This window comes from Xenorhabdus anantnagensis, from assembly GCF_028598555.1.
GTDB lineage: Bacteria > Pseudomonadota > Gammaproteobacteria > Enterobacterales > Enterobacteriaceae > Xenorhabdus > Xenorhabdus anantnagensis.
The window spans coordinates 20392-39185 of the sequence record NZ_JAQRFN010000030.1 but is presented as its reverse complement, the minus strand read 5'-3'; the positions used below and the strand labels follow the sequence as shown (position 1 = coordinate 39185).

Sequence of the window (18794 nt, the reverse complement as noted above, 5' to 3'; positions counted from 1 at the left end):
CAATTAAACGCCGGTTGCCGGCACAAAAGGCAGCCGGGCGAAAGAAATTCGGTGGTGCGGTAGTTCAGTTGGTTAGAATACCGGCCTGTCACGCCGGGGGTCGCGGGTTCGAGTCCCGTCCGCACCGCCACCGTATTTAGGGGCGTAGTTCAATTGGTAGAGCACCGGTCTCCAAAACCGGGTGTTGGGAGTTCGAGCCTCTCCGCCCCTGCCAGTTAACAACTAAGTAATAATTGATATAGCTTTCAGATTAATAGCCCAGCTAATTTTAGCTGGGTTTTTTCTTGTTTGTCATTTTTTACGTGGCTCTAATATGTGGCTTTAACATATAGTTTTAATCTCGAATCTCTTTTAATTCTACTCTATTTATAGCGCTACTCCTTCGCGCGCTCTTTATCACAATCCCTTCTTTTTACTATAAAATCACTCTCAGGCAGTTACAGGCGCTTTCTCGACAGGTATTTTTAATAAGTGCTGGATTAGGGGTTGTTGGTCACTGTTTTGCAACCATACAGCATACAATGGACGTTCTATTAATTTAGTATTAGGAGAGGCAACGAGTTCAGGATATTTCTCTTGCCAGTGTACAGGGAGGAAGGTTGTAGCGTTAACGCTATTCAATAATTCTCTGGCAATATGTGCTGATGTGGTTGTAATGATAGGTGGATGATCGCTTTTTAAAATTTGTTGTTCTTGCTGATGAAAATCAGCTCCCCATTCCAATTTAATATAATTTTCTACTCCTTTATCAAGATTATGCTGGGTTGTTAATAAAACAAGCTGAATATTACCTATCAACTGGCTTTGAAACTCATCCATTTTGGGCAATTCAGTGGTAATTAATAGATCTAATTCACGAGAATGCAATTGCTTGACTAGCGACTGGCGTGTCGAAACTAGAGATTCGATTCTTGTTTCTTGATGGAGTTGATAAAATGTATTTAGCCAGGATGTGAGATAACTTTCCCATAGGGATGCTGTAGCACCAATAGAAAGTTTTATGTGCTGGGAGACATAATTGATTTCCTTCTTCGCCAATTGCCAAGTACTCATTAGTGATTCTGCATAAGGTACCAAGCGTTCTCCGGCCGCAGTTAGGCGGATATTATTGCGATGTCGTGTGAATAAATTGGTTCCCAACTGATTTTCTAGTTGGCGGATCCGAAAGCTAACAGCGGATTGTGTTAAATAAAGCGATTCAGCTGCCCGACCAAAGTGACGAGTCTTACTGACTTCCAAAAAGGTTTTCAGTAATTCAGTGTCCACATGCATCTCCAATAGTTTTTGTCGTTAAGATTCAAATATTTTGTTTTACAGAATGTCAAGCCTCCCTAATACTCCGCGCCATAATTAGTATGACATAAGAGTTAGGAGTGTGTCAGATGGCTGAAAGCTTCATCACGACTAATCGTTTTTTTGATAATAAAAATTATCCACGTGGATTTTCCCGTCATGGTGATTTCACCATCAAAGAGGCTCAATTGCTAGAACGTCATGGTCATGCGTTCAATGAATTGGACCTTGGTAAACGTGAGCCTCAAACAGAAGAAGAAAAACTGTTTGTTTCAGTTTGCCGTGGTGAGCGTGCACCTGCAACGCTAGAGGAAAAGGTATGGGCTAAGTATTTGGTAAAAATTAGCCGTCCAAAACGTTTTCATACTCTTTCAGGCGGGAAACCGCAGATTGATTCTGCAGAGGACTATACCGACTCTGATGATTAATACCATCATTGATATTAATCATCTACGCAAGAGGGGCAAAAATTGCCCCTTTTCTTAATCTATAGCTTATCCAGCTTGTTTCTGTAATTGAATAAGTAGCCTATCCATACTTCGGTAGCTGAGCGCTTCCATAATATCTGGTTTTTCTATTTCTTTTTGGTCTTTTAAGTCTGCGATTGTGCGGGAAACTCTGAGTATTCTGTGCCAGGCACGTATAGATAGCCCTAATTTCAATAACGTATTTTCCAGAAAAACAGCATCTTCCATGCTAATTTTGCAAATATTTTCGGTTTGTTTGCTACTGAGATGGGCATTGATATGCCCACTCCGCTCTATTTGTATTTTTCTTGCTTTTACTACTCGTTTTTTGACTTCTGAACTACTTTCTCCATGTTTTGTCGATGACTGACTTAAAATGCCAGGAGGAAGCAGGGGAACTTCAATAGAGAGATCAAAGCGATCTAAAAAAGGGCCTGAAAGTTTGGAAAGGTAGCGCAATACTTGTTGTGGACTACTTCGGTTATGCATCCCCTGATGGTAGCCGGTTGGGCTAGGGTTCATGGCTGCAATCAGTTGAACTTGAGCAGGAAAACAGACTTTTGCCCTAGCGCGGGATATTACTATTTCTCCAGATTCTAATGGTTCACGCAGGGCATCAAGAACACTGCGGTTAAATTCGGGTAATTCGTCTAGAAATAAAACGCCGTTGTGGGCGAGAGAGATTTCTCCTGGCTTAGGTATTGAGCCTCCTCCAACAAGAGCTGCCATTGAGGAACTATGGTGAGGCGCTCTAAATGGACGTGTGTGCCATTTTTGAGAATTAACCAACCCTCCGGCCAAACTATTAATTGCAGCGACATCCAGAGCCTCCTGATGCGTCAATGGGGGTAATAAGCTACATAATCGGCTAGCCAGCATGGTTTTGCCTGTACCTGGGGGGCCGAGTAGCAGGAGATTATGACCGCCAGCGGCGGTGATCTCTAACGTTCGCTTGGCTTGCTCCTGCCCAATAATATCCAATATATCTAAAACAGATGGCTCGGCTTGTGGTTCAACAGGAGAAGGGGAGGATAAAGCCGTTTTTTCTCCTTGTAAGAAATGACAAACTTGAAGTAAATGGTTTGCTATCAACGTTTCGTTCTGGGACAAAATAGCCAATTCAACCTGGTTTTCTGAGGAGAGAATAAGTTGCCTTCCTGCTTTTTTTGCACTCAATGCGGCGGGAATGGCTCCCATAACTCGCCGTATTTCGCCAGAGAGTGCTAACTCACCTAAAAATTCATAATCATGTAGCTTATCTGTCGTGATTTGCTCCGATGCTGCTAGAATCGCGATAGCGATAGGTAAGTCATATCTCCCCCCTTCTTTGGGGAGATCCGCAGGTGCTAAATTGACGGTAATTCTTTTGGGGGGATAGGTAAAACCACTATTGATTAGAGCACTTCGGACACGATCTCTGGCTTCCTTAACGGTAGTTTCAGGTAAACCAACAAGAGTGAGGCCGGGTAAGCCATTACTGATATGTGCTTCTATCGTGACGATAGGGGAATCAATACCAATGGTTGCCCTTGTATGAATGACGGCAAGTGTCATGATGCTCTCCTTAGCAAGAAAGCTGCTATCATGAATCGATAAAAAATAATAAAAAGGCGGCTTACGTTATTTTGTGAAAAGGTTCGTAAATATATTTATCGCTATAGCTATACTGAAAATTATTCAGTTGTTTGAATTTTAATAATAACATTATGTTATATATGAATAATCTAACAGGTAGAAGCTCTTGTGATGAACAAATCGAATAGTAATAAGTGATGCCTGTTGAGAATTATAACTAAATAAAATATATAAAATTAATTTAATAAACTTTGAATCTGTATTTTGTCAATGATAGTAACCACGAATCAACAAAGTTGGTTTGGATCGTATTTTTTCTATGTCATATGAATACAGATGATTAACTCGTATTTTTATTATTTTATTTATTAATTCTGTTGCTAAACAAACAGATGATGATTTTTTCTAAGCTAAAAATCAATGAGTTCCAGTGAATTTATCTGTTTATTAAGTTATCTAAATGAAAAATATAAATAAAAATAATTTTGTTATGAAAAAATAAAAATAATCGTTGTAAACAATCATAGAAAGTGATAACTCTTAAATATACGTCAAGCATACGAGTTGAAAACGAATAGAATTATGAACGCATTTGTCCTAGTGATTAGCCTAATTATTGTGAGCGTGGTGGTGATTATTCCACCGTGCGGGGCTGCACTAGGACGAAGAATGGCTTAGACAGAAGAATAGCCAGACTCCAGAAAAACCCCGCACCGAAAGGCGCGGGGTTTTTTTTAGGCTCGACACGTAGAAGCGGGCATAACAAAACATCACAACAGCCAACGATAAGATAAACATGACAGGGGTGACGGCAATGAACGGGGCACAATCGGTTGTAGAGGCATTACGAACACAGGGCGTTGAAAAAGTTTTTGGTTATCCTGGTGGAGCCATCATGCCAGTTTATGATGCGCTGTATGACGGAGGTGTTGAACACATCTTATGCCGCCATGAACAAGGTGCCGTTATGGCTGCAATCGGCTACGCGAGGGCAAGTGGTAAGCCAGGCGTTTGCATTGCGACATCAGGACCTGGAGCGACAAACTTAATCACGGGATTGGCTGATGCATTATTGGATTCTGTCCCTGTCGTAGCCATTACCGGTCAGGTGAGTTCTGAATTTATGGGAACGGATGCCTTTCAGGAAATCGATATGCTGGGAATGTCTCTTTCTTGTACAAAACACAGCTTTCTTGTTGATTCACTGGAAAAACTACCTCAAATCATAGCCGATGCCTTTACTATTGCCATGAGTGGTCGTCCTGGCCCTGTTCTGGTTGATTTACCAAAAGATATTCAGTTGGCTCAGGGTAATTTTGCACCCTATTTTATACCTACATCCCCTAAATTTTCTCTCCCAAAACAAGAGCTGGAGTTGGCTCGTCAATTGTTAGCTTCATCTCGGAAACCTATTTTGTACGTGGGGGGAGGCGTTGGCATGTCTGGCGCTGTTCCTGAATTGCGTAATTTTGTATCAGAAACAGGTATCCCCGTCGTTTCCACATTGAAAGGTTTGGGAGCAGCAGATTTTGAACACGAATGTTATTTAGGAATGTTAGGGATGCATGGCGCTAAAGCAGCTAATCTTGCCGTTCAATCCTGTGATTTGTTAATTGCTGCTGGTGCGCGTTTTGATGACCGTGTTACAGGGAAGCTGAATACCTTTGCACCGAATGCCAAAGTTATTCATTTGGATATTGACCCCGTTGAATTCAATAAATTACGCCAAACTCACGTTTCATTATTGGGTGATTTAAAAACGCTGTTGCCTCATTTACAGCAATCCTTATCGATCCAAGCCTGGCAGCAAGAAATCAAACAATTAAAAAATGAACATGCATGTCGTTATGACTATCAAGGCAAAAGTATTTACGCTCCACTGCTGTTGAAGCAGGTTTCTGACCGCACTTCGCCCAATACCATTATCACAACCGATGTCGGGCAGCATCAGATGTGGGCTGCCCAGCACATGACTTTTAGTCAGCCAGAGAATTTCATCACATCAAGTGGATTAGGCACGATGGGATTCGGCATTCCAGCGGCGATTGGTGCTCAAATGGCGCGCCCGGAAGATATGGTTATCTGCATATCTGGCGATGGCTCTTTCATGATGAATGTTCAGGAGTTGGGCACGATTAAACGTAAGCAATTGCCAGTCAAGCTGATCTTATTGGATAACCAAAGATTGGGCATGGTTCGTCAGTGGCAAGAGCTGTTTTTTGATAAACGTTATAGCGAAACAATCTTAACTGATAATCCTGATTTCCTTACGTTAGCGCAGGCCTTTGGTATTCCAGGGCAAAAAATTACTGATAAAGCACAAGTGAATGAAGCCTTGGATGCTTTGTTCAACAGCGAGGGCGCGTATTTATTACACGTGTCTATTGATGAATTAGAGAATGTCTGGCCATTGGTTCCACCAGGCGCAAGCAACGAAACTATGTTGGAGAAGCCATTATGATACAGCATCAACTTGCTATTAAGGCGCGGTCTTGTCCTGAGATTTTGGAACGGATCCTGAGGGTTACCCGCCATCGCGGATTCCAGATCTATGCATTGAATATGGATCATATAACAGATAGTGATAATGTAAATATTGAACTCACCGTGACTAGTCAGCGTCCAGTTAATTTACTTTTTTCCCAATTGATGAAATTGGTGGATGTTGCTGGTGTCGAGATCAAACATAAAGAATCACAATTAATAAGCGCATAATGCGCCATTGAAGGAAAACTGAGAATGACAAAGCAAGCTGATTATATTTGGTTCAATGGGGAAATGGTGCCTTGGGCAGATGCCAACGTTCACGTTATGTCCCATGCCCTACATTATGGAACTTCGGTATTTGAAGGAATTCGTTGCTATGACTCCCACAAAGGGCCAGTTGTTTTTCGTCATCGTGAACATATGCAGCGCTTGCATGACTCAGCCAAAATTTACCGTTTTCCAGTGAGCCAAAGTGTTGATGAATTGATGGAAGCTTGCCGTGAAACACTCCGTAAAAATAAATTAGTCAGTGCTTACATTCGTCCACTGGTATTTGTGGGTAATGTTGGTATGGGCGTAAACCCACCTGCTGGTTATAAAACAGACGTTATTATTGCCGCTTTCCCGTGGGGGGCTTATCTCGGTGAGGAAGCTTTGGAGCAGGGCATTGATGCGATGGTTTCTTCATGGAATCGCATGGCCGCAAATACAATCCCTACAGGCGCAAAAGCGGGTGGAAATTACCTCTCTTCTTTGCTGGTGGGGAGCGAAGCGCGACGTCATGGTTATCAGGAAGGTATTGCACTGGATGTTCATGGTTATATTTCAGAAGGGGCGGGCGAAAACTTATTTGAAGTGAAGGATGGAATTCTATTCACTCCTCCATTTACGTCATCTGCCCTGCCGGGTATCACTCGTGATGCCATCATCAAGCTGGCACAGGATCTTGGTCTGGAAATTCGTGAACAAGCACTTTCTCGTGAATCGCTTTATTTAGCGGATGAAGTCTTCATGACAGGAACTGCTGCGGAGATCACTCCGGTTCGTAGCGTAGATGGTATTCAGGTTGGTATCGGCAAACGCGGCCCAATTACCCAAAAAATTCAAAGCGCGTTCTTTGGCTTATTTGATGGTACGACAGAAGATAAATGGGGTTGGTTAGATCCTGTTAATCCCGAATAAAAAAATATAAAACCTAACAGGCGATCGTTCCTCGCCTGTTGGTTTTTTGAAGATAATTATTGTTTAAGCTAATGATTTTTTAAGCCAATTATTATTAAAGCTAATTGATAAGACAGACTTGGGAGTAAAAACAATGCCTAAATATCGTTCTGCCACGACGACTCATGGCCGCAATATGGCGGGAGCCCGGGCTTTATGGCGAGCTACGGGTATGACGGATGCAGATTTTGGAAAGCCTATTATTGCGGTTGTTAACTCATTCACACAGTTCGTGCCAGGACACGTACATCTGCGTGATCTCGGTAAGCTGGTGGCAGAACAGATTGAGGCATCAGGGGGTGTTGCGAAAGAGTTCAATACCATCGCTGTTGATGATGGTATCGCAATGGGGCATGGTGGAATGCTCTATTCATTGCCTTCGCGTGAGCTAATAGCTGACTCGGTGGAATACATGGTCAATGCTCACTGTGCGGATGCCATGGTGTGCATTTCCAACTGTGACAAAATCACTCCAGGTATGTTGATGGCATCGCTGCGCTTGAATATTCCGGTTATTTTTGTTTCTGGTGGCCCAATGGAGGCGGGTAAAACACGATTATCCGAGCAACTTATCAAACTGGATTTGGTCGATGCCATGATTCAGGGCGCCAATCCAAATGTCAGTGATGAACAGAGCGAGCAAATCGAACGTTCAGCGTGTCCGACGTGTGGTTCTTGCTCTGGTATGTTTACGGCGAATTCGATGAATTGTCTGACGGAAGCGCTTGGACTTTCACAGCCGGGTAATGGTTCCCTGCTCGCTACACATGCGGATCGTAAGGCCCTGTTTATCAATGCTGGCAAACGCATTGTTGAACTGACTAAACGCTATTATGAACAAAATGATGATAGTGCTCTCCCGCGTAATATTTCGACCAAAGCCGCCTTCGAAAATGCCATGACATTGGATATTGCGATGGGCGGTTCGACCAACACTGTTCTGCATCTGCTGGCTGCTGCGCAGGAAGGTGAAATTGATTTCACCATGGCGGATATTGATCGTCTGTCTCGTCAGGTGCCTCACCTGTGTAAAGTTGCCCCGAGTACTCAGAAATATCATATGGAAGATGTACACCGTGCTGGTGGTGTGATGGGAATTCTTGGTGAGCTTGATCGCGCAGGGCTTTTGCATCGCGGTGTGAAAAATGTTTTGGGTTTGGATTTGCCACAAACGTTGGCCCAGTACGACATCATGCTGACAGAAGATGAAAGTGTTAAGAGCATGTATTCCGCGGGGCCAGCAGGAATTCGCACTACACAAGCCTTCTCACAGAATTGTCGCTGGCCATCGCTGGATATTGATCGCGAAGCAGGATGTATTCGTGAGCGTACTCATGCTTACAGTCAGGATGGTGGGTTGGCAGTTTTATTTGGCAACATTGCAATAGATGGTTGCATCGTGAAAACAGCAGGCGTTGATGCAGAAATTCTGATTTTCCGAGGCCCAGCTAAGGTTTACGAGAGTCAGGAAGATGCAGTGGAAGCCATTCTTGGTGGAAAAGTAGTGGCAGGTGACGTGGTTGTCATTCGCTATGAAGGGCCGAAAGGCGGCCCAGGTATGCAGGAAATGCTCTATCCCACTACATATTTGAAATCCATGGGGTTGGGAAAAAGTTGTGCATTGATTACGGATGGGCGTTTCTCTGGAGGAACATCGGGGTTATCCATTGGTCACGTATCTCCAGAAGCGGCAAATGGAGGTTTGATTGGGCTGATCCATGACGGCGATATCATCAATATTGATATTCCAAACCGTAAAATTCAGTTGAATGTTACTGAAAACGAACTTGCAGAACGTACACAGGCTGAATTATCTCGCGGAGATAAGGCGTGGACACCTAAGTCCCGTGAGCGTCAGGTTTCTTTTGCATTACGAGCTTATGCTTCCTTGGCGACTAGCGCTGACAAAGGCGCAGTGCGTGATAAAACCAAATTGGGGGGCTGATTGTGGCAGTTTATCCTCTTAATACTGAACCCAAAGGATCGGAATATCTCAAGGCCGCATTGAGTGCGCCGGTTTATGATGTTGCTCAAGTCACTCCTTTACAGGAAATGAAAAAAATCTCGGTTCGTTTAGGCAATACTATTTTGATTAAACGTGAAGATCGCCAGTTGGTGCATAGTTTCAAATTGCGCGGTGCGTACGCGATGATTGCAGGTTTGACGGAAGAGCAAAAAAACAAAGGCGTGATTACGGCTTCCGCAGGCAACCATGCACAAGGTGTTGCATTATCGGCCAATAAGGTTGGCATAAAGGCGACGATTGTGATGCCGATAGCAACAGCGGATATTAAAGTCGATGCAGTTCGCAATTTTGGTGGAGAGGTTTTGTTGCATGGTGCGAATTTCGATGAAGCAAAGGCAAAAGCCATCGAAATGGCAAAAGAGCACGGTTACACTTTTGTGCCACCATTTGACCATCCTGTCGTGATTGCAGGTCAGGCTACATTGGCGATGGAGCTGCTACAGCAGGATGTTCATCTTGATCGCATCTTTGTTCCCGTTGGCGGCGGCGGCTTGATCGCAGGGGTTGCCGTTCTCATCAAACAGCTTTTACCCGAAATAAAAATCATTGGAGTGGAAGCCGAAGACTCTGCTTGTTTGAAAGCAGCACTGGAGGCCGGGCATCCGGTTGATTTGCCAAGAGTTGGATTATTTGCGGAAGGTGTGGCAGTCAAACGCATTGGCAATGAAACGTTTCGTTTATGCCAGCAATATGTCGATGATGTCATTACGGTGGACAGTGATGCTATCTGTGCCGCCATGAAAGACATTTTTGAAGATGTCAGGGCGATAGCAGAACCTTCTGGCGCGCTGGCACTGGCGGGCTTGAAAAAATATATCCAGCAACATCAGATTCAGGGAGAGCGGTTGGCGCATATTCTTTCTGGTGCCAATGTGAATTTTCATGGGTTGCGTTACGTTTCAGAACGTTGTGAGCTTGGGGAGCAACGCGAAGCCTTGCTGGCGGTGACTATTCCTGAACAAAAGGGGAGTTTCTTGCAATTTTGCCAGATGCTGGGTACTCGCGTCGTGACTGAATTCAGTTATCGTTATTCGGATGCAACAGATCCAAACCAAGCCTGTATTTTTGTTGGTATCAGATTGAGCAGAGGAAATGCTGAACGTCGTGAAATCATTGAAGAGTTAAAATCATCGGGATATCAAGTCGCTGATTTTACCGATGATGAAATGGCAAAGTTACATGTGCGTTACATGATCGGAGGCAGGCCATCCAAGCCATTGCAGGAGCGGTTGTTTAGCTTTGCCTTCCCTGAATCTCCGGGGGCTTTGCTGAAATTTTTGCAGACACTGGGGACTCATTGGAATATCACTCTGTTTCATTACCGTAGCCACGGCACGGATTATGGGCGTGTATTGGCTGCTTTTGAACTTTCAGGGCCAGAAGTGCGTTTTGATCGCCATTTAGATGCGCTGGGCTATGAATATCATGATGAAACAGATAATTCCTCATTTAAATTATTTTTGACTTAAGCAATAAATAGCAAAGTAATAAAAAGCAAAATAGCCTCTTGTTATATGGAGGTATTTTGCTGATTTTATTCTATTCTTTTTCCTGTAATAAGCGACGATGTTGGCAGTATCTCTTCCACTACTTTTTCTATTATATTCTATGGACTTCAAGTTGCAGCTTTGTTGGCTGCATCTTGAAGTCCATTAGAATATATAAGATTTCTAAACTACAACAGCTCCCAGAATGCTTTAACTAACGGTTCATTCAAGCGCTTATTCAACACACAGACACCCAATTCAAATGGTTCGACCAGTGAAATATTTTCCAGTAGTGAGATACGGTTGTGCACAGGTTCAGGGCTATTTTCGACAACAACCGCAGGGATTAACGCAATCCCACAGCCTAGTGCCACCATGGAAACTATCGCTTCATGACCGGAAACTGTCGCGTAAATTACGGGGTGCAGGATCTTATGCCGACGGAACCAAAACTCAATGCGTTTGCGGGAAGGGCCGTGCTCGGGCAGAATAAACGGGATGCTATTCCAGTCGGGGGATTCCTGTGTAGCGAGGGTTCTCACGGCGCAAGGCAGTGAGGGCGCAATCAGTACCAGCGGTACTTCACCTATTTTGGTAAAACGGACATTATCAGGCAATTTTTCCGGCTTGCCTGCAATACCCAAATCTGCTGCATCAGATTGAACTTTATCAACGGCATCAGCGGCATCTCCTGTTGTCAGCTTGATTTCCACCAAGGGATGCTCCGCTCGAAATTTATCTAAGACTTGTGGCAGGTGGCTATACGCAGCCGTGACCGAACAGAATAGCCGCAACTCTCCCGTCAGTGATGGACTTTGGTGGTTTAATGAATGCTGTAGCTGCTTATATTGCAGGAGAGTTTGCTGAGCAAATTGTTTGAGTTGTTCACCAGCGGAGGTTAATTTTACTGTTCGGTTATCCCGCAGAAAAAGCGGGTGCCCCAATAATTCTTCAAGGCGTTGGATTTGGCGTGAAAGCGTGGATGGACTGACGTGCATGGCTTTGGCTGAGCGCCCAAAGTGACAACTTTCCGCAAGGTGTAAAAATAGTTTTAAATCACGTAGATCCATCGTTTGAGGCCTTTTGCCTAGAGGTTTTTTGCCGTGAGAAAGCTTGTTGCATTATCTGCAATGTAATCTTGTTAATATATCAATTTAAGCAATGGCTTTCATGTCATATATTGTTTGTGTGCAAACAACCTCACATCTAATTATATCGGAGTCACCATGGCTAATTATTTTGATACGTTGAATTTGCGTCAGCAATTGGCGCAGTTAGGCAAATGTCGTTTTATGGCGCGGGAAGAATTTGCTGACGAAGCAGGGTATTTAAAAGGCAAAAAAGTGGTGATCGTTGGCTGTGGTGCGCAAGGGCTAAACCAAGGCCTTAATATGCGTGACTCCGGTTTAGATATTGCCTATGCGCTACGCAAAGAAGCGATTGATGAAAAACGACCATCATGGCATAAGGCAACCGAAAATGGTTTCAAAGTTGGCACTTATGAAGAGTTAATTCCACAGGCCGATTTGGTTATCAACCTGACGCCAGATAAGCAGCATTCTGCGGTGGTTCAGGCGGTTCAACCCCTGATGAAAGAAGGTGCCACTCTGGGTTATTCCCACGGTTTCAACATTGTCGAAGTGGGTGAGCAGGTACGCAAAGATATTACCGTTGTGATGGTTGCCCCTAAGTGCCCAGGTACAGAAGTTCGCGAAGAATATAAGCGCGGATTCGGTGTACCTACCCTGATTGCTGTACATCCAGAAAATGATGTAAAAGGTGAAGGAATGGCGATCGCGAAAGCGTGGGCCGCCGCAACAGGGGGACATCGAGCAGGTGTGCTGGAATCTTCTTTCGTGGCCGAAGTTAAATCTGACCTGATGGGGGAACAAACCATTTTATGTGGCATGTTACAGGCTGGTTCTCTTCTGTGCTATGACCAATTGGTTGCTGATGGCACTGAACCGGGATATGCCGGAAAATTAATCCAGTTTGGTTGGGAAACTATTACGGAAGCTTTGAAGCAGGGTGGTATTACGCTGATGATGGATCGTCTTTCCAATCCGGCGAAGTTACGTGCTTATGCTCTTTCTGAGCAATTGAAAGTGATTTTGGCTCCGTTGTTCCAGAAACATATGGATGACATCATTTCTGGTGAATTCTCTTCCACCATGATGGCTGATTGGGCTAATGACGATAAAAACTTGCTGACTTGGCGTGAAGAGACGGGCAAAACACCGTTTGAGAATTATCCAGACTGTAATGGTAACGTCAACAACGGTAACATCAGCGAGCAGGAATACTTTGACCACGGCGTGTTGATGATTGCAATGGTCAAAGCTGGGGTTGAGCTGGCATTCGAAACGATGGTGGATACCGGCATTATTGAAGAATCTGCTTATTACGAATCTCTGCACGAATTGCCGTTGATTGCGAACACCATTGCTCGCAAGCGCCTGTATGAGATGAACGTGGTAATTTCTGATACAGCGGAATATGGTAACTACCTATTCTCTTATATTGCAGTTCCATTGTTGAAAGAGAAATTTATGGCGACTCTGCAAGCAGGGGATTTAGGAAAAGCAGTTGCAGATCGTGGTATCGACAATTCGCAATTACGTGATGTGAATGAAGCGATCCGTAACCATCCGATTGAAGTTATCGGCCGTACTTTGCGTGGTTATATGACGGACATGAAACGCATCGCTGTCGGTGGCTAATATGTTGTGTATCCTGCCCGAAATTATTTTATCGGGCAGGTATATTTTTAATCTTTATAGATCAAATTTCAGTTTCAGTTCATCAAGAGCTTGACGCTGAAATTCTTCAAATCGTTTTTTCGGTTGCTGCAATTGGATCAAGTTCAGCACGGGATCGTTGACTTCAGTACGAATGCCGCTTAATTCCTCCATGACGGCTAATCCACAAAAAGGTACATAGGCTTCGGAATAACCCCCTTCGTGAACGATGACTAATTTGCCATGACACAGTTCATCGGCTGCCTGTTGTACCTTGCGGGTCATTTCACGGAAACTGTCACTGTGCAACTGCATCCGTGCCAGAGGATCAAACGCATTGGCATCATAGCCGCAAGCAACGATGATCAGCTCTGGTTGGTAATGCCGTAGTGCAGGGAGCACAATTTGATCCATGGCATAGAGATAATTATTGTGTCCGGCACCCGCCATCAATGGGATATTGATATTGAAACCTTCCCCTTTGCCAGCTCCGATATCTTCCTCACCACTGTAGCCTTCGGGATAACAGCCATCTTGATGCAGTGAAATTGTCAAAACATCGTCACGCTCCCAGAATATATGCTGTGTCCCATTACCGTGGTGAACATCCCAGTCAATGACGGCAACTCGACCAACGCCAAGCTGCTCTTTGGCGTACTCAATGGCAAGGGCAATGTTGGCAAGGAAACAGAATCCCATCGCTTGATCTGGCAGGCAGTGGTGTCCGGGAGGACGTGAAAGACTGTAAGCATTATCCAATTCACCTTGTAACACGGCTTTTACCGCAGCATAGGTGAGCCCGGCGGACAATTTGGCGATTTCATAACTACCTTGTCCCATTGGCGCTTCAGATCCCAATATCCCTCCGCCATTATCACTCATGGACTTAAAACGCTGTAAATACTCTTCGGTATGAACTAGTCTTAATGCTGTATCATCAAGAGGTTCAGCACCACTCAGTTGCAGTGAGCGGCTTAAACCTGATACATCCATTAAATTTTTCATTCTGCGTTTAGTTTCTGGTGATTCTGCGTGTCCTGCACTGCTCGGTGGTTGTATCCAGCCCCCAACGGGAAATACGGCTACATGTGGTAACCCAGAGTTATGCCAGAAACAAAGTTCATCAAAGAAAAAGCCTGTTTTACGTAACATATTACATCCTCTTTGAACCCCTTTATCTTTCAATCTGCAATTTGAAATTTATTGGGTATATTGATTGTGTGTGAGTAGCTGTGTGTCAATAAACGTAATGATTGCTATAACCTTAATGAGGTTAAACAGACTCTATGTCTTCTAATTACAGTAGAATCAATATTGATATATTTAGCCTGAATAATTTAGATTAATTTAAAAAAATTATCCTTGTGATTTATCACATAGATTAATAATAAATGAATGTTCTTGATGTGATGATCTGATATTTATATGAAAAGCCTAAATATGATATTAGCGGCTGCTATCCGGCAAGGTAATGAATAATATATGATTTGATTCTCTACTTTTCCAGCTTGTTTTAATTCGGGGTGAAATATCATAAATAACAAAGGGATGAGCGATGTTGTGGCTACTGCCATTGGTTGATGTTTATTTATGTAAAGGGTAACAAAGAAGATGAATGTAGACAGGATACCGTAAAGAGGTATTTTTTCAGTTTCTTATTCATCCATCAGAAATAAAATCTACTACAATCATTATGAGTCCTATCTTAAAAGTCATCTATATTGATGCACTTTTTTATTTTAGCTTGAAATAATTCACTGATGTAAATAAAACCGCCTAGTCAGCCCTGCTTTCTGTTACAATTCCGTTCCCCAATCTTTCATCCTAATATAGTTTTCGAAACAGTATGCGATTAAATCCAAACCAACAACAAGCGGTTGAATTTGTAACAGGGCCTTGTCTGGTTCTGGCGGGTGCTGGCTCTGGCAAGACCCGAGTGATCACCAATAAAATTGCCCACCTGATCCGCGCTTGCGGTTATCAGGCCCGCCATATTGCAGCAGTCACTTTTACTAATAAAGCGGCACGTGAGATGAAAGAACGTGTTGCTCAAACCTTGGGCCGTAAGGAAACACAAGGGTTGATGATCTCGACTTTCCATACCTTGGGTTTGGAGATCGTCAAGCGTGAATATAAAGCGCTGGGAATGAAAAGCAATTTTTCACTGTTTGATGACCAAGATCAGATGGCTTTGTTGAAAGATCTTACAGCCGATTTGTTGGAAGAAGATAAGGATCTGCTGCAAAAACTGGTTTCGAGCATTTCTAACTGGAAGAATGATTTAATGTCACCAGAGCAGGTGATGAGGATGGCCGGTTCAGCGCAGGAACACCAGTTTGCAGAATGTTACCGTCGCTATGACCTGCATCTGAATAGTTGTAATGTTCTCGATTTTGATGATCTGATTACCAAACCAACTTTGTTGTTAATGCGCGATGAAGAAGTCAGGGAGCGCTGGCAGAATAAAATTCGTTACTTGCTGGTGGATGAATATCAGGATACGAACACTAGTCAGTATCAGCTTGTGAAATTGTTGGTTGGTAGTCGGGTACGTTTTACGGTAGTTGGTGATGACGATCAGTCCATTTATTCATGGCGTGGTGCTCGTCCACAGAACTTGATCCTATTGAAAGAAGATTTCCCGCAGTTGAATGTGATTAAGCTGGAACAGAATTACCGTTCATCAGGGCGGATATTGAAAGCGGCGAATATTCTGATAGCTAACAATCCCCATGTTTTTGCGAAAAAACTCTTTTCAGAATTGGGTTATGGTGATCCACTCAGAGTGATCGAAGCAAATAATGAAGATCATGAAGCGGAGCGGGTAGTGGGGGAGTTGATTGCTCACCACTTTATCAATAAAACGGAATATAAAGATTACGCCATTTTATATCGTGGTAATCACCAATCTCGTATCTTCGAAAAAATATTGATGCAGAACCGTATTCCTTACCGGATTTCGGGAGGAACATCATTCTTTTCTCGGCCTGAAATCAAAGACTTGCTTTCTTACTTGCGTGTTTTGTCCAATCCAGGGGATGACAGTGCATTTTTGCGTATCGTCAATACACCAAGGCGAGAAATCGGTGCTGTAACAATCCAAAAATTGGGTGAGTGGGCGAATCAGCGTAACAAGAGCTTATATCAAGCCAGTTTTGATCTTGGTCTGGAACAGCATTTAAGCGGACGTGGTCTGGCTGCATTGCAGCGCTTTACCCACTGGATGGACGAAATATCCCGTCAGGCGGAACGAGAACCATTGCTGGCAGTGAGAGACCTATTGTGTGGCATGGATTACGAAACTTGGTTATATGAAACTTCTCCCAGCCCAAAAGCGGCTGAAATGAGAATGAAGAACGTCAATCAACTCTTCACTTGGATGAGTGAAATGCTTGAAGGAGATGACCTGAATGAACCAATGACCCTTTCCCAAGTCGTGGCGCGTTTTACATTGCGGGATATGCTGGAGAGAGGCGAGGAAGATGAAGGTTTGGATCAGGTTCAGTTAATGACACTACATGCTTCCAAGGGGCTGGAGTTTCCCTATGTTTTCTTGGTTGGCATGGAAGAAGGTTTGTTGCCACATCAGAGCAGCATTGATGAAGACAACATTGAGGAAGAGCGTCGTTTGGCGTATGTGGGTATTACCCGTGCGCAGAGAGAACTTTTTTTCACTCTTAGCAAAGAACGTCGCCAGTTTGGTGAACTTATTCGTCCGGAACCGAGCAGATTCTTGCTTGAATTGCCACAGGATGATTTGCACTGGCCGCAGGGTAAGCGAGTGATTAGTGCGGAAGAACGGATGATACAGGGGCAATCGCGCCTTGCTGACATTAAATCACGTTTGGGACTCGGGCAGAAAAACGGTAATAAATAAGTTGTATGATTAGCGAGATGATAACCCTGCATTTGTGGATAAATGCAGGGGATGCAGGGAATAAAGCAAACTTCAGTCCAGACGAGAGTTATTTTGTTCCTCAAAGAACAATAACCATTGGACATAACCCTGCCACTTCATTTCTTGCTGTAATGCTTCAGTTCTGAGTGGGTGTTTCATCTGCCATTGATGGGGCAAGGTGATAATGAGAGTTTCATTTTCCACCTGTAACCGCAAAGCTGGCAACGAGTCATCCCGTCGGCGGCTGGCGAAAATAATTGCCAGCCGTAATAAGCGGCATAACCGCTGCGCCTGTAGCGGCCGCACGGCATTTTGCTGACTGAGCGATGCTAAATCCACCGGGCCGCTTTGATTTTTCAATAACGTAGTCAGCAGACGTTTTTGGGCCGGAGTATAACCAGGCAGATCCAAGTGGCTGATTAAATAAGCAGAATGTGCAGGCCCCTGACGAAAATCAATAAATAGGCCTATTTCATGGAGCAAGCATGCACTATTCAATAACTCACGACAGCGCTCGTCCAGTTTCCATGGCTTGGCAATTTGTTGGCAAAAATTTTCAGCCAACTGTTTGACACGCTGTGCTTGCTCAATATCCAGTTGAAAACGTTGCTGAATATTGCGCAGGGTTCTTGCACGAATATCCTGTTCAATCGGTAAATCCAACATCCCGTAAACCAGACCTTCACGCAGCGCGCCACCTGCCAATATCATGCTTTCGATATTCAATGCTTGAAAAACGGCAATTAAGATTGCTAATCCACTTGGAAAAACCAATGCCCGCTCCAGTGTCAGCCCATCGATTTCCAACTCTTCCAACTTGCCGCACTCAATCGCCTGATGTTTGAGTTGCTGGAGCTTGGGGAGGGTGATTAGTTCATCCATTCCTTGAGCAATCATAATTTCCTGCAAGGCCTGTACTGTGCCGGAAGCACCCACGCAAATTTTCCAGCCTTGCTCAAGCAGCTTAGTAGTGACGGAGCCGAGAATATCATGTGCGGCAGTTTCTGCGTTGGCAAAGTTTTCTTCTGTCAGGCTGCGATCATTGAAATAACGTTCCAGCCAGGTGACACAGCCCATTTCAAGGCTAAAGAGCTGATTGGCTTTGGCTCCGACACCTGTTACCAATTCGGTACTGGCACCACCAATATCTACAACAAGTCGGTTTTCAGGCCCACCAGTAGTGTGAGCAACACCTTGATAAATTAACTGAGCTTCTTCTTCGCCACGGATCACATGGATTGGGGTGCCCAATATCTCTGAGGCTTTCCTGACAAATTCATCCGAATTTTCTGCAAGTCTCAAGGTTGCTGTAGCAACAACGCGGATCTGCGTGGCAGGGATATCCTGCAAATATTCGAAAAAGAGGCGCAAACATTGCCATCCCCGTTCCATTGCCTGTTGTGATAAATGGTTATTTTTATCCAATCCGGCAGCCAGCCTGACTTTGCGTTTGATGCGGGTGACGACTTGAATGCTGCCGGATACTTCACGGACAACCAGCATATGAAAACTGTTTGAGCCTAAATCGATAGCCGCATAAAGCGAAGAAGCACTCAGCATAGTATTTATTCCGGCTTGTGTTATTTTAGCATGGTATTATTT

The 18794-nt window shown here is 44.0% G+C and carries 14 protein-coding genes and 2 tRNA genes; 11 read left to right on the top strand and 5 right to left on the bottom strand.

The window, feature by feature from the left end; genetic code table 11:
* Window positions 1–53: 53 nt before the first annotated feature.
* Both PSI14_RS16995 and PSI14_RS16990 read left to right on the top strand, forming a co-directional pair.
* Window positions 54–130 (top strand) — tRNA-Asp (locus tag PSI14_RS16995).
* An 8-nt stretch (window positions 131–138) separates the two neighbouring features.
* Window positions 139–214 (top strand) — tRNA-Trp (locus PSI14_RS16990).
* Window positions 215–429: 215 nt separating this feature from the next.
* Here PSI14_RS16990 and hdfR read toward each other — a convergent pair.
* The gene (hdfR, locus tag PSI14_RS16985) at window positions 430–1266 is read right to left on the bottom strand and encodes an HTH-type transcriptional regulator HdfR (protein WP_273577036.1); all 837 of its coding nucleotides are present in this window, start codon (window positions 1264–1266) and stop codon (window positions 430–432) included.
* Window positions 1267–1382: 116 nt separating this feature from the next.
* Between hdfR and PSI14_RS16980 the strand changes: the two genes are divergently transcribed.
* On the top strand, window positions 1383–1721 hold the full coding sequence (locus tag PSI14_RS16980) for a MaoP family protein (RefSeq protein ID WP_273553291.1): 339 nt from the start codon (window positions 1383–1385) through the stop codon (window positions 1719–1721).
* Window positions 1722–1787: 66 nt separating this feature from the next.
* Here the strand turns inward: PSI14_RS16980 and PSI14_RS16975 are convergent, their stop codons facing one another.
* A complete protein-coding gene (locus PSI14_RS16975; RefSeq protein WP_273577034.1) occupies window positions 1788–3314 on the bottom strand; it encodes a YifB family Mg chelatase-like AAA ATPase in 1527 nt (508 codons plus the stop codon).
* Between the two features lie 603 nt (window positions 3315–3917).
* Here PSI14_RS16975 and PSI14_RS16970 point away from each other — a divergent pair.
* The 6 genes from PSI14_RS16970 (at window position 3918) to ilvA (ending at window position 10538) form a co-directional block, all read left to right on the top strand.
* Complete coding sequence (locus PSI14_RS16970; protein ID WP_139204056.1) at window positions 3918–4013, top strand: IlvGEDA operon leader peptide; 96 nt, start codon at window positions 3918–3920, stop codon at window positions 4011–4013.
* 136 nt (window positions 4014–4149) lie between these two features.
* Complete coding sequence (gene ilvG / locus PSI14_RS16965) at window positions 4150–5796, top strand: acetolactate synthase 2 catalytic subunit (RefSeq protein ID WP_273577032.1); 1647 nt, start codon at window positions 4150–4152, stop codon at window positions 5794–5796.
* On the top strand, window positions 5793–6050 hold the full coding sequence (gene ilvM / locus PSI14_RS16960; RefSeq protein ID WP_273553295.1) for an acetolactate synthase 2 small subunit: 258 nt from the start codon (window positions 5793–5795) through the stop codon (window positions 6048–6050). Before ilvG ends, ilvM begins: the two co-directional genes overlap by 4 nt.
* Window positions 6051–6074: 24 nt before the next feature.
* The gene (locus tag PSI14_RS16955; protein WP_273577031.1) at window positions 6075–7004 is read left to right on the top strand and encodes a branched-chain amino acid transaminase; all 930 of its coding nucleotides are present in this window, start codon (window positions 6075–6077) and stop codon (window positions 7002–7004) included.
* Between the two features lie 133 nt (window positions 7005–7137).
* Complete coding sequence (gene ilvD, locus PSI14_RS16950; protein ID WP_273577030.1) at window positions 7138–8988, top strand: dihydroxy-acid dehydratase; 1851 nt, start codon at window positions 7138–7140, stop codon at window positions 8986–8988.
* A 2-nt stretch (window positions 8989–8990) separates the two neighbouring features.
* Window positions 8991–10538: a threonine ammonia-lyase, biosynthetic gene (ilvA, locus tag PSI14_RS16945; protein WP_370688876.1), complete on the top strand. Its 1548-nt coding sequence runs from the start codon at window positions 8991–8993 to the stop codon at window positions 10536–10538.
* A 206-nt stretch (window positions 10539–10744) separates the two neighbouring features.
* Here ilvA and ilvY read toward each other — a convergent pair whose 3' ends face one another.
* Entirely contained in the window at window positions 10745–11626 is an 882-nt protein-coding gene (gene ilvY / locus PSI14_RS16940; RefSeq protein ID WP_273577029.1) for an HTH-type transcriptional activator IlvY, read from the bottom strand.
* A gap of 156 nt (window positions 11627–11782) precedes the next feature.
* Here ilvY and ilvC point away from each other — a divergent pair, with 156 nt between their 5' ends.
* Complete coding sequence (gene ilvC, locus PSI14_RS16935) at window positions 11783–13276, top strand: ketol-acid reductoisomerase (RefSeq protein WP_273577028.1); 1494 nt, start codon at window positions 11783–11785, stop codon at window positions 13274–13276.
* 54 nt (window positions 13277–13330) lie between these two features.
* On the opposite strand, the gene PSI14_RS16930 is transcribed toward ilvC, so the two are convergent.
* Window positions 13331–14446 (bottom strand): histone deacetylase-like amidohydrolase, encoded by a 1116-nt coding sequence (locus PSI14_RS16930; RefSeq protein WP_273577026.1) that lies wholly within the window; start codon window positions 14444–14446, stop codon window positions 13331–13333.
* A 694-nt stretch (window positions 14447–15140) separates the two neighbouring features.
* Here PSI14_RS16930 and rep point away from each other — a divergent pair.
* Complete coding sequence (rep, locus tag PSI14_RS16925; protein ID WP_273577024.1) at window positions 15141–17171, top strand: DNA helicase Rep; 2031 nt, start codon at window positions 15141–15143, stop codon at window positions 17169–17171.
* Between the two features lie 72 nt (window positions 17172–17243).
* On the opposite strand, the gene gppA is transcribed toward rep, so the two are convergent.
* Window positions 17244–18752, bottom strand: a complete 1509-nt coding sequence (gppA, locus tag PSI14_RS16920) for a guanosine-5'-triphosphate,3'-diphosphate diphosphatase (RefSeq protein ID WP_273577023.1) — start codon at window positions 18750–18752, stop codon at window positions 17244–17246.
* Window positions 18753–18794 lie beyond the last annotated feature (42 nt).

Coding starts and splice junctions, on each gene's coding strand:
- PSI14_RS16970 (WP_139204056.1), top strand. CDS start 3,918: ATGAACGCATTTGTCCTAGTGATTAGCCTAATTATTGTGAGCGTGGTG.
- ilvY (WP_273577029.1), bottom strand. CDS start 11,626: ATGGATCTACGTGATTTAAAACTATTTTTACACCTTGCGGAAAGTTGT.
- PSI14_RS16930 (WP_273577026.1), bottom strand. CDS start 14,446: ATGTTACGTAAAACAGGCTTTTTCTTTGATGAACTTTGTTTCTGGCAT.
- rep (WP_273577024.1), top strand. CDS start 15,141: ATGCGATTAAATCCAAACCAACAACAAGCGGTTGAATTTGTAACAGGG.
- PSI14_RS16955 (WP_273577031.1), top strand. CDS start 6,075: ATGACAAAGCAAGCTGATTATATTTGGTTCAATGGGGAAATGGTGCCT.
- ilvM (WP_273553295.1), top strand. CDS start 5,793: ATGATACAGCATCAACTTGCTATTAAGGCGCGGTCTTGTCCTGAGATT.
- ilvD (WP_273577030.1), top strand. CDS start 7,138: ATGCCTAAATATCGTTCTGCCACGACGACTCATGGCCGCAATATGGCG.
- ilvG (WP_273577032.1), top strand. CDS start 4,150: ATGAACGGGGCACAATCGGTTGTAGAGGCATTACGAACACAGGGCGTT.
- gppA (WP_273577023.1), bottom strand. CDS start 18,752: ATGCTGAGTGCTTCTTCGCTTTATGCGGCTATCGATTTAGGCTCAAAC.
- PSI14_RS16980 (WP_273553291.1), top strand. CDS start 1,383: ATGGCTGAAAGCTTCATCACGACTAATCGTTTTTTTGATAATAAAAAT.
- ilvC (WP_273577028.1), top strand. CDS start 11,783: ATGGCTAATTATTTTGATACGTTGAATTTGCGTCAGCAATTGGCGCAG.
- PSI14_RS16975 (WP_273577034.1), bottom strand. CDS start 3,314: ATGACACTTGCCGTCATTCATACAAGGGCAACCATTGGTATTGATTCC.